Raw genomic sequence first — 14,220 nt, 5'->3', positions numbered from 1 at the left:
GGGGTAGCCTAACGATCGTTCAGGTCGGTCGGGGTGGGGAGCTGCGGTGACCGTCGACGATGGGGCGTTGGAGCAACTCGGCAAGCGGGTCCGGGCCGGTGGTGCGGAGAAATACCACGCGGCGAACGCGGCGAAGGGCAAATTGTTCGCCCGGGAGCGGGTCGCGTTGCTCGTCGACGAGGGCAGCTTCGTCGAGGACGGGTTGTACGCGAACGCCCTGGCCGAGGGGTTGCCCGCCGACGGGGTGGTGACCGGCACCGCCACCATCGACGGCCGACAGGTCTGCCTGATGGCGAACGACTCCACGGTCAAGGCCGGCAGCTGGGGTGCGCGTACCGTCGAGAAGATCATTCGGATCATCGAGCGGGCGTACGACACCGGCGTGCCCATGGTCTACCTGGTCGACTCGGCCGGGGCCCGGATCACCGACCAGGTCGAACTCTTCCCCGGCCGGCGCGGCGCCGGGAAGATCTTCTGGAATCAGGTACGCGCCTCCGGCTCGATTCCGCAGGTCTGCGCGCTGTTCGGGCCGAGCGCCGCGGGCGGCGCGTACATCCCGGCGTTCTGCGACGTGGTGGCCATGGTCGACGGCAACGCCAGCATGTACCTCGGCTCCGACCGGATGGTCGAGATGGTCACCGGTGAGAAGACCACCCTGGAGGCGATGGGCGGGGCAAAGGTGCACTGCGCCGAGTCCGGCGTGGGGCACTTCCTCTGCAAGACCGAGGCCGAGGCGCTCGACGTGGTCAAGCGCTACCTGTCGTACCTGCCGGCGAACTGGACCCAGCGTCCGCCAGCCGTCGAGGCGGTCGACGCGCCCGCCAAGGCGGACCTGGCCGCACTGGTGCCGGCGAGCGAACGGCAGGCGTTCGACATGCGGCGGTACGTCAAGGGCCTGCTCGACGAGGGTTCCTTCTTTGAGATCCAGGCGCTCTGGGCCAAGGAGCTGACTGTCGGGTTCGGCCGGCTCAACGGCCAGGTCGTCGGCGTGGTCGGCAACAACTCGATGTTCAAGGGCGGGGTGCTCTTCGTCGACTCGGCCGACAAGGCGACCCGGTTCGTGCAGCTCTGCGACGCGTTCAACGTGCCGCTGCTGTTCCTGAGCGACGTGCCCGGCTTCATGGTCGGCAGCGCGGTGGAGAGGCAGGGCATCATCCGGCACGGGGCAAAGATGATCACCGCGATCTCCGAGGCGACCGTACCCAAGATCTGTGTGGTGGTCCGCAAGGCGTACGGCGCGGGTCTCTACGCGATGGCCGGGCCGGGGTTCGAGCCGGACGCCACGATCGCCCTGCCCACCGCGAAGATCGCGGTGATGGGCGCGGAGGCAGCTGTCAACGCGGTGTACGCGAACAAGATCGCCGCGATCGAGGACCCGGACGAGCGGGCCGCCTTCGTCGCCGCGAAGCGCGCGGAGTACGAGCAGGACATCGACATCGTCCGGCTCGCCAGCGAACTCGTGATCGACGCGATCGTCGAGCCGCAGGACCTGCGTACCGAACTGATCCGCCGGTTCGCCGCAGCCGGCACCAAGGAACGCCACTTCTCCCGCCGCCGGCACGGCGTCACCCCGGTCTGAACCAAGGAGAACCCCGATGGACTTTCGGCTCAACGAGGAGCACGAGGCGCTGCGCGACAGCGTGCGGGATTTCGCCCGCGAGGTGGTCGCGCCGGTCATCGCGGAGCACTACGAGCAGCACACCTTCCCGTACGAGATCGTCCGCCAGATGGGCAAGATGGGGCTGTTCGGCCTGCCCTTCAGCGAGGAACACGGCGGCATGGGCGGTGACTACTTCGCCCTCTGCCTGGCGTTGGAGGAGTTGGCCCGGGTCGACTCCAGCGTGGCGATCACCCTGGAGGCGGCGGTCTCGCTCGGCGCGATGCCGATCTACCGGTTCGGCACCGACGAGCAGAAGACGCGGTGGCTGCCGAAGCTGCTCAGCGGCGAGGCACTGGCCGGGTTCGGGCTGACCGAGCCGGGCTTCGGCTCGGACGCCGGTGGCACCGAGACGAGGGCGGTGCTGGACGAGTCGACCGGCGAGTGGGTGATCAACGGATCGAAGGCGTTCATCACGAACTCGGGCACCGACATCACCGCCCTGGTGACGGTGACCGCGGTCACCGGCACCCGGCCGGACGGCGCGAAGGAGCTGTCCACCATCATCGTGCCCAGCGGTACGCCCGGCTTCACCGTCGCGCCCGGCTACTCCAAGGTCGGCTGGACCGCCTCGGACACCCACGAGCTGACCTTCGACGACTGCCGGGTGCCGGCGGAGAACCTGCTCGGTGAGCGCGGCCGGGGCTTCGCCCAGTTCCTGCGCATCCTCGACGAGGGGCGGATCGCCATCGCGGCGCTGGCGGTCGGCCTGGCCCAGGGTTGCGTCGACGAGTCCATCAAGTACGCGCAGCAGCGCCACGCCTTCGGCCAGCCGATCGGGAACTACCAGGCGATCCAGTTCAAGGTCGCGGACATGGAGATGAAGGCGCACACCGCCCGGCTGGCGTACTACGACGCCGCGGCCCGGATGCTGGCCGGTGAGCCGTTCAAGCGCCAGGCGGCCATCGCGAAGCTGCACGCCAGCACGGTCGCGGTGGACAACGCCCGCGAGGCGACCCAGATCCACGGCGGGTACGGGTTCATGAACGAGTACCCGGTGGCCCGGTTCTGGCGGGACTCCAAGATCCTGGAGATCGGTGAGGGCACCTCCGAGGTGCAGCGCATGGTCATCGCGCGCGACCTCGGCATGTAGGCACAACCGCGCCGGGTCCGGAAGACCGGTCATTGTCGGGTTTCGGCATCGGCCGGTCGGGTGATAGACGATGACGTGTCGGCTGTCGGAGTCCGCCCGTAGTGTCCGTGACCATGACTTCGCGTCATGATCGTCCATCCGGGTCGGGCTCGCCCTCGACCTTGCCTGAATTGCTGCGACGGCACCGCCTGGCTGCCGGCCTCACCCAGGCCGAGCTGGCGACGCATGCCGGCATCGGCGTACGGACGGTCCGTGACCTGGAACGCGGGCGCTCATCGCGCCCGCAGCGCACCACTGTCGAGCTGCTCGCCGACGCGCTCGGACTGACCGGTGCCGACCGCGCGGCGTTCCTGGCCGCCGCCCGGCCCGCCGCCCCGGGAGCAGTCGCCGACGGGAAAGCCGGTGCGCCGGCAGCAGCACCCGTTTCGGGTACGCCGGCTCGCCTACCGCCGCCGCCCGAGCTGGTCGGACGGGAGCAGGATCTGATCGAACTGGTCACGACACTGCGCGAGCCACACGGTCCCCGGGTGGTGACTCTGGTGGGGCTGGCCGGGGCCGGCAAGACGGCACTCGCGTTGGCGGTGGTCCACGCCGTCCTCGCCGCCGATCCGGGTGGCCTCACCGGCGTGTTGGCCGGTGCCGGAGCGAACGCCGGCGCCGTGCTCGCCGCCGCGATCAAAGCGCTGGGTGCCACGCGGATGACCGAGTTGATCGCCGACCTCGGCGATCGGCGGGCGGTGCTGCTGGTGGACGCGGCCGAACAGGCACCCGGGCCGGTGGCCGGCGCGCTGCGACAACTCGTCGACGAGGTGCCGTCGCTGCGGATGCTTGTCACCAGCCGGCACCCGGTCGGGTTGCCGGACGAGCGGGTCCGTCCGGTGTCACCGTTGGACGTGCCACCGCCCGGCGACATCGATCCCGCGGCGCTGGCCGGATATCCGGCGGTGGCGCTCTTCACCGCGCGGCTCGCCCAGCTCCGGCCGGACCCACCGGCGGCGGCCGAACTGCCGGCGCTCGCCGCGCTGGTCCGGCGGTCGGGCGGACTGCCGTTGGCCATCGAACTGATGGCGGCGCGGGGCCGGTTGCTCGACCTGAACGAACTGCTGAACCGGTACGGCGACCGGGTGCTGGACCTGGACACCTCCGGTGGGGCCCGGACCGGCTGGGAGGCGGGCGGCACCTCTGGGGTGGTGCGGAAGACGCTGCGCGACGCGATGGCGACCAGCTACCGGCTGTTGACGACCGAGGAGCGACTGGCGCTGCGCCGGCTCGCCATGTTCCGCGGCCGATGGTCCGTCGAGCTGGCCGAGGAGATGCTCGTCGCCCCGGGCCTCGCCGTCGATCCGGTCTCGCTGCTGAATCGCTTCCTCGACCTGGGGCTGCTGAGCGTACGCGGAGGCGGGCCGTTTCGGTTCCGGCTGGTGGACATGGTCCGGGACTACGCGGTCGAGCAGGCCATCGAGGCGGGCGAGTCGAGCGAACTCCACCGCCGGCACGCCGAGGTGATCACCCGGTTGGTGGAGCGAACCGCGTCCGGGCCGGCCGGTGCCGGTGCCACCACCACCGCCGCACACCGTCTGGACGAGGTGAGCGCCGACATCAGCGCCGCGTTGACGTACGCGACAGCTGACGATCCGCTCACCGCGTTACGCCTGGCGACCAACCTGCCCTGGTGGTGGCGAGTACGCGGACGCGACGTGCCGGGGCGGCAGTGGCTGCTGCGGTTGCTCGCCGATCCGCGTACCGACGGCGCCGATCCGGCGCTGCGAGCCTGGGCGTCGCTCGGCGTCGCACTGCTCGCCGGCGAGCACGGCGCGGCCGGCGAGGAGATACGCACCGCCCGGGTGGCGCTTGACGCGTTCCGCCGCCTGGGTGACGTGTCCGGTGAGTTGGAGGCGCGCACGGTGTTGGCGGTCCTGTTGGCCGCCACCGGCCGACCGGAGCAGGCCCGGGAGCAGGCCGAGGTGGTGTTGGCGCTGGCCACCGAGGGTGGGTTGGTCCGCCAGATGGCGGTCGCACAGCATCACCTGGCGTGGCACGAGATCCGGATCGGAGATCTGACTGCCGCCCGACGTCGGCTCGCCGTCGTGGACCGGCTCGGTGGGCAGTGCGGCGAGCGGTGCCTGCGGGTGCTGGCCCGGAGCACGGTCGCGGAGGTGTTCCGGCTGGAGGGCCGGTACGCCGATGCGGCCGACGAAGCGCGGAAGGTGCTGGCGGACCTCACCGACCTGGGCGTGCCGCGGCAGCGACGTCGGGCGCTCGGCACGTTGGGGTTGGCGCTGGCCCAGGGCGGCCGGCCCGCCGAGGCGGCGGAGGTGCTTGCCGAACTGCGTCCGTTGGGTGCCACCGGTGCGCTTGTCGAGGGGCATCTCGCGCTGAGCCGGGGTGACCGGGAGGGCGCCGCGGAGTGGTACGCCGCCGCGGTGGAGGCGGTCGGGGCGAACTGGACCCGCCGGACCGTGGTGGAGGCGCTGGTGGGATTGGCCGTGAGCACCTCGGAGCCGATAGTGCTCGATCGGCTTGACCGGGTCTGCCGGGACAGCGGGATTCGACTGCTGCGACACGAGGCGGAACAGCTGCGTCCGCTGCACCCGACCCGGGGCGACACCCCGAGGTGAACGGGGTGGCGCGGGCGAGGAAGCCCCCTTGTCACCCCTCGCTCATCGCCCGCGCCGGCACCCCCCGATGCCCCCCGCTGTCGCGAGCGTAGTCAGGCGACGCCAGATCGCCTGCCGGTTTTGCGGAGCTATCGACCATTGGAACGGCGCTTCTGCCGCTCTTTCTGCCGATATCGTCACGCTCGGCTGGATGGCCCGACACCGACAGTTGCCCAGTGTGGGTTTTGGCGTCCGCGTACGGCAGGCTGCTCTGCCATGAACCTCAGCAGGCTTCCGCTTGGTCCTCGGTGCGTCCGCCGCTGCCGGCGGTGGCGCAGGGGTTGACGGCATCGCGTACCCGGCGCAGGCCGTCGAGCGTCGCGGCCAGCGCGGGCGGATCGAGTTGGCCCGTGAACCACTCCTCGATGAGCTGGAGATGGCCGGGCACTGTCTCGTCGAGCCGGCTCAGGCCGGTCGGTGTGACCACGGCGAACGAACTGCGCCGGTCGGTGGGGCAGGCGCGGCGGGTGATCAGGCCGTCGCGTTCCATCCGGTCCACCACTCGGGTGACCCCGCTGGTGGAGAGGGAGGTTTGGGCGGCGAGGTCGGTCATTCGGAGTTGGTTGCCCGGTGACCGGGCGAGGCGGGTCAGCACCTCGAACTCGACCGTTGACAGTCCGTGCTCGTCGAGTTGCGCGGCGAAGCGGGCGGACAGCCCGGCGTGGACCTCGAAGAGCAGGCCAACGGCGGTGATCCGAGGGTCGTCGAACACATTCGGGTTCACCAGCCCATCCTACCAGTCCTTGACACGGGGAATATTGTCGAGGATATAGTTGCTGAGGCAGCCGTTGGGCTAACAAACAATCTTTCCCGGAGGGCAGTTTCTCATGACCAGCAGCACCGAGTCGGTTACCCGCGACTGGAACGGCCTCACCATCCCGACGGCCGGCACCTACCTGCTGGACGTGGCGCACAAGCGGGTCGGCTTCGTCGCCCGGCACATGATGGTGAGCAAGGTGCGCGGTGAGTTCGCCGACGCCAGCGCGACCATCACCATCGCCGAGCAGCCTCTCGACTCCTCGGTCTCCGCCACCATCCAGGCCGCCAGCATCAACACCGCCCAGGCCGACCGGGACGCGCACCTGCGCAGCCCGGAGTTCCTCGACGCGGAGAAGTTCCCCACCCTGGAATACCGCAGCACCGGCGTGAAGTCCCACGAGGGCAACGAGTTCGTCCTCGCCGGTGAGCTGACCATCAAGGACGTGACCCGTCCGGTCGACCTGAAGGTCGAGTTCGAGGGCGTCGGTCGCAGCCCGTTCGGCCAGGACATCTTCGGGTTCTCCGCGAGCGCCGAGATCGACCGGGAGGACTTCGGTCTGACCTGGAACGTCGCCCTGGAGTCGGGCGGTGTTCTGGTCGGCAAGAAGGTGAAGATCGAGATCGAGGGCGAGGCCATCCGCCAGTCCTGACCTCCGTACACCCGACCGGCCCGCGCCACACCGCGCGGGCCGGTCGGTTGCGCTTTACCGCCCGCGGTAGCCCCGGCCGCGCCCGAATCGCGGCTGTCTGCTCGGCTGCCCCGCTTGGCCGGGTCGATGTCAATTGTCACAGAATGTTCGCCGGTCGATTCGCTGGCTCGCGCGCGCGACTGGGTAGAGATGCCGTCGGGGGCGTCTGGACTGGTGGATCGGGAAGTTCTCGGCTCCGCACCGCGAGTGGACTGCGGCAATGGACCGATCCTCGGGTCGACCGGTTCGGCACTTTCACCGAGTATGGTTCACCATGCGCTGCGGAGCGGGCACCGTTCCGTCGCGTCGCGCGCCGGGAGGAAACATGGGCAGGGACGTCGATCGAGCCGCCTTCTCCCGTGAGGATCGGGTCCGCTACCGGCAGAAGGTCCGCCGCTGCCTGGACGTCTTCGCGTTGATGCTTGACGACTTCGGGTTCGACGCCGACCGGCCGATGACCGGACTGGAGATCGAACTCAACCTGGTGGATCAGAGCGCCGAGCCCGCGATGCGCAACGACGAGATTCTCGCTGCCATCGCCGATCCGCTGTTCCAGACCGAGTTGGGGCGCTTCAACCTGGAACTGAACGCGAACCCGAGGCTGATCGAGGGCAAGGGCTTCGCCGACTACGAGCATGACTTGACCGCCAGCTTGAGTCGGGCGAACGACCGGGCCGCCCGCTCGGACACCCGGATCGTCCTGGTCGGCATCCTGCCCACGCTGACCGAGCGTCACCTGGTGGCGGACAACCTCTCGGCCAATGAGCGGTACCGGGTGCTCAACGACCAGATCGTGGGCGCCCGGGGTGAGGACATCGAACTCGACATCCGTGGAGTGGAGCGGCTGCGTACGCACACCGACTCGATCGCGCCGGAGGCGGCGTGCACCAGCCTCCAGTTTCACATCCAGGTCGCGCCGGACAGCTTCGCCGACTACTGGAACGCCTCACAGGCGATCGCCGCGGCACAGGTGGCGGTCGGTGCCAACTCGCCGTTCCTCTACGGTCGCCAGCTCTGGGCGGAGACCCGGATCGCCCTGTTCGAGCAGGCCACCGACACCCGGCCGGACGAACTGAAGGCCCAGGGGGTACGTCCCCGGGTGTGGTTCGGCGAACGCTGGATCACCTCGATCTTCGACCTCTTCGAGGAGAACGTCCGATACTTCCCGCCGCTGCTGCCGATCTGCGAGTCCGAGGACCCGGTCGAGGTGCTGCACGCCGGCGGCGTGCCCGAGTTGGCCGAGCTACGGCTGCACAACGGCACGGTCTACCGGTGGAACCGGCCGGTGTACGACATCATGGACGGCCGCCCGCACCTGCGGGTGGAGAACCGGGTGCTGCCCGCCGGGCCGACCGTCGTCGACATGCTGGCCAACGCCGCCTTCTACTTCGGCCTGGTCCGTGGCCTGGCCGAAGCCGACCGGCCCATCTGGAGCCAACTGACCTTCAGCTCGGCGGAGGAGAACTTCCACGCCGCCGCCCGGCGCGGCATGGACGCCATCCTGCACTGGCCACGGCTCGGCGAGGTGCCGGTGACCACCCTGGTGCTCGACGTGCTGTTGCCGATCGCCGCAGCGGGGCTCGACGCCTTCGGGGTCGTCTCGGCCGAGCGTGACCGCCTGCTCGGCATCATCGAGCAGCGGTGCCGCACCGGTCGCAACGGGGCTGCCTGGCAGACCGCCACCGTCTGGTCCGCCGAGCGGCACCGGAACCTGGATCGTCGTGCCGCGCTGCGGCACATGCTCCAGTGCTACGCGGAGTTGCAGCGCAGCAACGAGCCGGTGCACACCTGGCCGGTCGACTGAGCCCGGCAGCGTCCCGCCCGCCGCTACGACTCCGCCGGCTACCGGCCTGGGCACCTGCCGGTGCTTTCTCAGCGCGGCCGGCGCGGCGTCCGGGCCCGGCGGCCCGTGCCCCGGGACGCGCTCTCGGCACCCGCGTCCTCCTGCTGCGTGGTGCCGGTGTCCTGGTGCGTGGTGCTCGTGCCTTGGCCGGTGGCGTCGGTGCTGGTGTCCGGGCCGGTGCTGGTGCTGGTGTCGGGGTCCTGCGGCGTGGTGTCGGTGGCGTGAGGTGCGGTGTCGGTTCGAGGTGGTGCGGCAGGCACCGGCACGGTGGCGGGGCCGGTGTCGGCAGTGGTGCCGGTGCGTTGCCGGGGCACCGCTGCGGTGGGCACAGCGTCGACCGGCCGGTCGGTGGCCCGTCGGGCTGTCCGCTGGGCGAGCGCCGCGACCAGGACCGAGCCCCCGACGCCGACGATCGCCGCGTACGGGGCGATGAGGTGTGCGGACACCTGCTCCGGGCTGATCGCGGTAAGCCTCGGTACGGCCAGGAGGTACGCCACCGCCACCAGCAACGGACCGGCCGCGCCCGAGGCCGTGGCGCCGACCCGACGGTCGGCCTCCCGAACGCCCCGCCGGGCGGCCAGCACGCCGATCAGCAGCGCCGATCCGAGCGAGAGAACTGCACCGGGCCAGTAGAAGTAGTCCCGGACCCAGAACTGGTCGCTGTCCGAACTGAGCTGCCAGATGCCGAGCTGCGCGGTGGTCAGGCCGCGACCGGCGAGCACCGAGTCGACCACGGCGACCACGGCCAGCAGCCAGAGCCATCCGGCGGTGGCGACGACGTTGGCGGCCGCCGCCCGGCAGCGCAGCGCCCAGAGCGCGACAAGTGCACCGATCAACACACCGAGCGCCGCGTAGCTGGCGGCCATGTCCCGGGGCGACGCAGTGTCCGGCACCACCGCGACCCGGGCCGGCACGGCGACCAGCAGCACCGTTATCAGTGCGCCCAGCGCGGCAGCGCCGGAAAGCGCGGTCCACCACAGGCCGTCGCCTCGCCGGTCGGCATTCGCTGGCGGAGCATCAGTGCCCGGCACGGAGCTGCCCGATGGGGCGGCGAAGCGGCGATCGTGCAGCCGCTGGGCGCAGACCGCACCGACGATGGTCGAGGTGGCGGCGATCCAGGTGGCCCAGATCAGACTGGCGACCCAGGTTGCCGTGCTGGCGGTCGTGTCGGCCGGTGCCCAGTTGAGGATGCCGAGGCCGTACCCGAAGCCCAGTTGGGCCGCCCCGGCACCGGCGGCCACGCCGGCCGCGGTGGCGGTCGATCCTCCCCAGCCCACTCTGGCCATGCCGGGCAGCGTAACGTCCTGTGGTCGGTGCGGCGAGTCGTGCGGCGTACCAGGCGGTGAGCGGTGACGGACAGTGCTTGGCCCCGCCGGGTACGGTCGCCGGTGACAGGGCGGTGGACGATGACTGACGGAACCATGGACGGGCGGTCGGGGCGCGGTGACGCCGGGTCGGACCGGAGACTGATAGTCGGCGGTGGCCTGGCGGCCGCGCTGCTCGCGGTCATCGGTGCGGCCGGTGGTTGGGTGCTGGCCGGTGACCAGAAGCCGCCGGTGACCCCGCCTGTCGAAGCGGCCAGCAGCCCCACTCCCAGCGCCAGGCCCACCCCCTCACCCTCGCGCGGTCGACCGACTCCGGCCCCGGTGACGAGCAGCGCCGCGCCGAGCCCGACGAGCGGCTTCACCGTTCCTGACCTGGTCGGCATGGAATTCGAGGAAGCCCGGGAGGAACTGCGGGACCTCGGGCTGGGCTGGCAACTCGTCTTCGGCAGCAGCGGAAGCAGTTCGAGCGTGCGGAGCACCAGACCGGCGGCGGGCACCCCGGTGAAACGCGGCATCACCGTGGTGCTCAACGTGGCTGGCGCGGCACCGCCGAACGAGGTGCCGGACCTGATCGGGGACTCGTGCGAGGAGGCGCGCGCGGAACTCGTCGACGACGGGTTCACGCCTCGTTATCCGAGTGGGCGATCCGGAACGGTCACCGCCCAGGACCCCGAGGCCGACACCGTTGGACGGTGGAACGACGTCGTCTCGATCTGGTGCGGCGCCGCACCGAGCGACGACGAAAGTCCCTGATCCGACGCGCCGGAAAGGATCCCCACGTCAGGGCAATTGCGGCTGCTCTCGTACGTATCGGGCGCGGTGATGCGGGCCGATGGGCCGGAGAACCACTAGGTTGACCGGCAGGGGCCTCGATGCCCGCCCGACCGGCGGAAGGGGACGTGCGATGAGCGACGACCGCCAGGAGCCGCCCCACGACCAGACCCGCCCGCTGCCGCCGTCCGCCGCCGGGCATCCCGACGAGACGGCACCGCTCGGGCGTACGCCGGACAGGACCGCACCGACGGGGCGTACGCCGGACGAGACCGCACCGACGGCGGGAACCGCGCCGCTGCCACCGGCGCAGCGGTCTGGGCCGGCGGCCTGGTCCGGGCGTGCGGAGGTGCCGTCGGTCCGGCCCGGGGACGACCCGGAATCGGCCGGCGACGTCTGGTACGGCGACGAGCAGGCGGCCCGGCGCTGGTGGCTGCCGATCCTCTGGGGGATCATCCTGCTGCTCCTGCTCGGCCTGATCGGGGTGGGAGTGTGGCTGGCCAGCCAGGCTGCGGAGGACGACGGACCGGCACCGCAGCCGACCACCACAGCCACCGCAGAGTCGGCCTCGCCGACTCCGCGCTCGCCTTCACCGTCGCCGCCGACGACGAGCCCGGCACCTGCGCAACTGCCGATGCCGCCGCTGGTCGGCCGCTCGGAGGACGCGGCCCGGGCGCTGCTGGAGCAACTCGGTCTCGACCACCGAGTGGTGTACCGCGCATCGGAGCAGCCGCCCGGCACCGTGATCGCCACCGCCCCGGAGGCGGGCGAACTGGTGGAGACGGGCGAGGAGGTGACGCTCGTGGTCGCCCAGGCCCGGCCGAGCCCGTCGCCGACGACGGAAACGCCGACCACGGCGCCAACCACCGAACCGACCTCCGCGCCGACCGCCACGGCTACGCCCACCGGATGACGGCGTTCACCACCTGCGGCGTCTGGTGCCGACCAATCCCAGGCCGGCGAGCGAGATCGACAATCCGAAGACCCCCGACCAGAACAGCGACCGGCTGATTTCCGTGGAGGTGCGCTCACCTGTCGCGTGACCGGGGAGCGCCGGTTCGTCAGCGGACGGGGCGGAGCCGCCGTGACCTGGTAGCGGCTGCTCGGTGGATGCCTCGGCGGTGTCGGTGGCGAACTCGTCAGACGCGCCACCCGATCCGTCCGGGTCGAGTGGGTCGCCTTGCACCACCGTGATTTCGGGAGCCGGGACCGGCTCGGCCAGTCGGGTGGACGACAGGGCGGGATCGCGGACCAGCACCACCAGGATGGTGGCACCGAGCAGTGTCAGGAGTCCGAAGGCGTGGACGATGCGAGACCGGTGGGGCCACCGCGCGGACAGTTTGACCATGACCATCCCAGGTTCCAAGGTCCTGGACGCGCGGGGTGGAGAAGTGCCGGGGCGGGCACACCGATTCTATGGTGCCGGTATGCCCGCCGGTGGCTGTTCGGGAGGCTCAGGCCACCCGCATCGAGGCCTGCGTGGGTCGGCGGGCCGAGCGCACGGCGTGCGGACGCGGTTGGCCGGCGGCGTGCAACTGCCGCAGCCCAGCTCGCTGTACGAAGATCGAGCGCCGGTTGACCGCGTCCCCCGCCGCGTTCAACTCGTAGCCCTCAAGCCAGACCCAGCCGTCGTAGGTCGGCCGATCGAGCACCCGGATCACCCGGAACAGGATGGGCTTGCGGAACTGGACACTTGCCGCGCGTGTCACGTGCAGTACGTCACCGGAGCGGGGCAGCACATGGACTCCTGAAATGGTCGGCCGGCGGAGGGCCGGCAGGGGGCTGGCGGGGGATCAGGCTCCGGCGACGGGAACGTGTCTCGTGGACCGGTTCGTGCGGCTGGCCCGATCGGCTCCGGATCCGCTGGTGGCGGAGCGGGAGCCGGGGGTGTGGACCGTTCCGCCGCGGAGGTGATGATCACTCCGGGAAACAATGTCGGAACGGTGCGTAACCCAGGTCATACGGACAGAGTGCCCCAGGAGGGTGCTTCATGCAAGTTGCAGGTAGCCGTTTGCTGATACGTGAGCGGCTCGCGCGAAACGGCGCTTGAACGTGTGACCATCCGGACGGCACACTGAGGGCCGGTTTCGCCCGCCGCGGCCGGGCCGAGGGCCGGCTCCACCCCATGCCGCGAACGCCCGCCGTCCGATGGTCGCGCCCCAGGCGGTGGTGAGAGTGGCGCGTCGAGGCGGAGAGGTGACACCGTGAGCGAGCGGCGCAGCCCGACGATACGGCGGCGCCGGCTCGGTGCCGAACTGCGTCGCCAACGCGAGGCGGCCGGCATCACCATCGAGGCGGTCGCGGAGCAGTTGGAGTGCTCGGCGTCGAAGATCTCCCGGATCGAGACCGGTCACACCACCGCGACCCCCCGCGACGTGCGGGACATGCTCCGGATCTACGGCGTGGTGGGTCCGGAGAGCGACGAGCTGGTGCAGATCGCCCGCGAGGCGCGGCAGAAGGGCTGGTGGCATCCCTACAGCACGGTGCTGGTCGGTGCGTTCGTGGGCCTGGAGGCGGCGGCCAGCTCGATCCGCGCCTGGGAACAGCAGGTCGTTCCAGGGTTGCTGGAGACCGAGGAGTATGCCGGCGCGATGATCCGCGCCGCCCGCCCTGACTTCACCACCGACCAGGTACGCCAACGCGTGCGTGTCCGAATCGGCCGCCAGTCGTTGTTGACCCAGGACGATCCGGTCGATCTATGGGCGGTGCTCGATGAGGCGGTGATCTGCCGTCCGGTTGGCGGGGACACGGTGATGCGTGACCAGCTGCATCGGTTGGTGGAGATGGCCCAGTTGCCGAACGTGACGCTCCAGATCCTGCCCTTCGAGGTGGGAGCGCACGCCGGCATGGACGGCACCTTCACTATCCTCAGCTTCCCCGAGCCAGGTGATCCGGATGTCGTGTACGCGGAGAACGCCACGGGTGGGCTTTTTCTGGAGAAGAGCGACGAACTGCAGAAGTACAGCTTCATCTTCGATCACATTCGAGCAGCGGCCATGCGTCCGGAGGAGTCCGTCGGATACATCGCGAGACTGGCAGAGGAGCCGTTGTGGAAATGGCCGCGCAAGGATTCCCGGTCGACCTGACGCAGGCGAACTGGTTCAAGAGCTCGAAGAGTGGGCCGAACTGTGACAACTGCGTGGAGGTGGCGTACGTGACCGGAGCGATCGGGGTCCGGGACTCGAAAGACAAGACAGGCCCGGCTCTCGTCTTCGCTCCGGGTGACTGGCACGCCTTCGTCGCCAGCACTCGGAACGGCGTCTTCGGCCAGGGCTGACCCCCCGGTAACAGTGTTGACGGGTCCCCGTCCGGCGTGGCCGGGCGGGGATCCGCCATCTGCGTCCACGGGCGCGGGCGACTCCGTTCACTGCCGTCGCCACAGCGTCTCCGTCTCGTTGTACCTGGCGGTACGCGCTGGTCGACGAC

13 protein-coding genes are annotated in these 14,220 nt (G+C 70.6%); 9 read left to right on the top strand and 4 right to left on the bottom strand.

Annotation, left to right across the window (positions count from 1 at the left end):
• The first annotated feature begins 46 nt into the window (after positions 1–46).
• From C1I93_RS09135 to C1I93_RS09125, 3 genes are all read left to right on the top strand, one after another.
• Positions 47–1,579 (top strand): acyl-CoA carboxylase subunit beta, encoded by a 1,533-nt coding sequence (locus C1I93_RS09135; RefSeq protein WP_111242799.1) that lies wholly within the window; start codon positions 47–49, stop codon positions 1,577–1,579.
• 16 nt (positions 1,580–1,595) lie between these two features.
• Positions 1,596–2,750 (top strand): acyl-CoA dehydrogenase family protein, encoded by a 1,155-nt coding sequence (locus C1I93_RS09130; protein ID WP_111242798.1) that lies wholly within the window; start codon positions 1,596–1,598, stop codon positions 2,748–2,750.
• 113 nt (positions 2,751–2,863) lie between these two features.
• On the top strand, positions 2,864–5,368 hold the full coding sequence (locus C1I93_RS09125) for an ATP-binding protein (protein ID WP_111242803.1): 2,505 nt from the start codon (positions 2,864–2,866) through the stop codon (positions 5,366–5,368).
• A 262-nt stretch (positions 5,369–5,630) separates the two neighbouring features.
• On the opposite strand, the gene C1I93_RS09120 is transcribed toward C1I93_RS09125, so the two are convergent.
• Entirely contained in the window at positions 5,631–6,131 is a 501-nt protein-coding gene (locus tag C1I93_RS09120; RefSeq protein WP_111242797.1) for a MarR family winged helix-turn-helix transcriptional regulator, read from the bottom strand.
• A gap of 103 nt (positions 6,132–6,234) precedes the next feature.
• Between C1I93_RS09120 and C1I93_RS09115 the strand changes: the two genes are divergently transcribed.
• Positions 6,235–6,816, top strand: a complete 582-nt coding sequence (locus tag C1I93_RS09115; RefSeq protein ID WP_111242796.1) for a YceI family protein — start codon at positions 6,235–6,237, stop codon at positions 6,814–6,816.
• A 364-nt stretch (positions 6,817–7,180) separates the two neighbouring features.
• Positions 7,181–8,659, top strand: coding sequence for a glutamate-cysteine ligase family protein (locus C1I93_RS09110; RefSeq protein WP_111242795.1), 1,479 nt, complete (start codon positions 7,181–7,183; stop codon positions 8,657–8,659).
• A gap of 68 nt (positions 8,660–8,727) precedes the next feature.
• Here the strand turns inward: C1I93_RS09110 and C1I93_RS09105 are convergent, their stop codons facing one another.
• Positions 8,728–9,984, bottom strand: a complete 1,257-nt coding sequence (locus tag C1I93_RS09105) for a hypothetical protein (RefSeq protein ID WP_146603466.1) — start codon at positions 9,982–9,984, stop codon at positions 8,728–8,730.
• A 120-nt stretch (positions 9,985–10,104) separates the two neighbouring features.
• On the opposite strand from C1I93_RS09105, the gene C1I93_RS09100 reads away from it, so the two are divergent.
• Together C1I93_RS09100 and C1I93_RS09095 are read left to right on the top strand one after the other, a co-directional pair.
• Positions 10,105–10,776 carry a PASTA domain-containing protein gene (locus tag C1I93_RS09100; RefSeq protein ID WP_111242793.1) on the top strand — a complete coding sequence of 224 codons (672 nt, stop codon included), beginning with the start codon at positions 10,105–10,107 and terminating at the stop codon, positions 10,774–10,776.
• Positions 10,777–10,927: 151 nt separating this feature from the next.
• Entirely contained in the window at positions 10,928–11,707 is a 780-nt protein-coding gene (locus C1I93_RS09095) for a PASTA domain-containing protein (RefSeq protein WP_111242792.1), read from the top strand.
• A gap of 6 nt (positions 11,708–11,713) precedes the next feature.
• On the opposite strand, the gene C1I93_RS09090 is transcribed toward C1I93_RS09095, so the two are convergent.
• Both C1I93_RS09090 and C1I93_RS09085 read right to left on the bottom strand, forming a co-directional pair.
• Positions 11,714–12,142, bottom strand: coding sequence for a hypothetical protein (locus C1I93_RS09090; protein ID WP_111242802.1), 429 nt, complete (start codon positions 12,140–12,142; stop codon positions 11,714–11,716).
• Positions 12,143–12,248: 106 nt separating this feature from the next.
• Positions 12,249–12,533 carry a hypothetical protein gene (locus C1I93_RS09085; RefSeq protein ID WP_111242791.1) on the bottom strand — a complete coding sequence of 95 codons (285 nt, stop codon included), beginning with the start codon at positions 12,531–12,533 and terminating at the stop codon, positions 12,249–12,251.
• A 465-nt stretch (positions 12,534–12,998) separates the two neighbouring features.
• Between C1I93_RS09085 and C1I93_RS09080 the strand changes: the two genes are divergently transcribed.
• Both C1I93_RS09080 and C1I93_RS09075 read left to right on the top strand, forming a co-directional pair.
• Complete coding sequence (locus C1I93_RS09080) at positions 12,999–13,880, top strand: helix-turn-helix domain-containing protein (RefSeq protein WP_111242790.1); 882 nt, start codon at positions 12,999–13,001, stop codon at positions 13,878–13,880.
• Positions 13,850–14,071 carry a DUF397 domain-containing protein gene (locus C1I93_RS09075; RefSeq protein ID WP_111242789.1) on the top strand — a complete coding sequence of 74 codons (222 nt, stop codon included), beginning with the start codon at positions 13,850–13,852 and terminating at the stop codon, positions 14,069–14,071. Before C1I93_RS09080 ends, C1I93_RS09075 begins: the two co-directional genes overlap by 31 nt.
• Positions 14,072–14,220 lie beyond the last annotated feature (149 nt).

It is taken from the genome of Micromonospora endophytica (genome assembly GCF_003236305.1).
GTDB classification, from domain to species: domain Bacteria; phylum Actinomycetota; class Actinomycetes; order Mycobacteriales; family Micromonosporaceae; genus Micromonospora; species Micromonospora endophytica.
Note: the sequence above shows the minus strand (reverse complement) of the source record. Positions and strands in the feature narration are given on the sequence as shown.

Bases quoted from the DNA above. Each gene is read 5' to 3' on its own strand.
- C1I93_RS09130 (WP_111242798.1), top strand. From the start codon at position 1,596: ATGGACTTTCGGCTCAACGAGGAGCACGAGGCGCTGCGCGACAGCGTG.
- C1I93_RS09125 (WP_111242803.1), top strand. From the start codon at position 2,864: ATGACTTCGCGTCATGATCGTCCATCCGGGTCGGGCTCGCCCTCGACC.
- C1I93_RS09115 (WP_111242796.1), top strand. From the start codon at position 6,235: ATGACCAGCAGCACCGAGTCGGTTACCCGCGACTGGAACGGCCTCACC.
- C1I93_RS09110 (WP_111242795.1), top strand. From the start codon at position 7,181: ATGGGCAGGGACGTCGATCGAGCCGCCTTCTCCCGTGAGGATCGGGTC.
- C1I93_RS09105 (WP_146603466.1), bottom strand. From the start codon at position 9,984: ATGGCCAGAGTGGGCTGGGGAGGATCGACCGCCACCGCGGCCGGCGTG.
- C1I93_RS09100 (WP_111242793.1), top strand. From the start codon at position 10,105: ATGACTGACGGAACCATGGACGGGCGGTCGGGGCGCGGTGACGCCGGG.
- C1I93_RS09095 (WP_111242792.1), top strand. From the start codon at position 10,928: ATGAGCGACGACCGCCAGGAGCCGCCCCACGACCAGACCCGCCCGCTG.
- C1I93_RS09090 (WP_111242802.1), bottom strand. From the start codon at position 12,142: ATGGTCAAACTGTCCGCGCGGTGGCCCCACCGGTCTCGCATCGTCCAC.
- C1I93_RS09075 (WP_111242789.1), top strand. From the start codon at position 13,850: ATGGCCGCGCAAGGATTCCCGGTCGACCTGACGCAGGCGAACTGGTTC.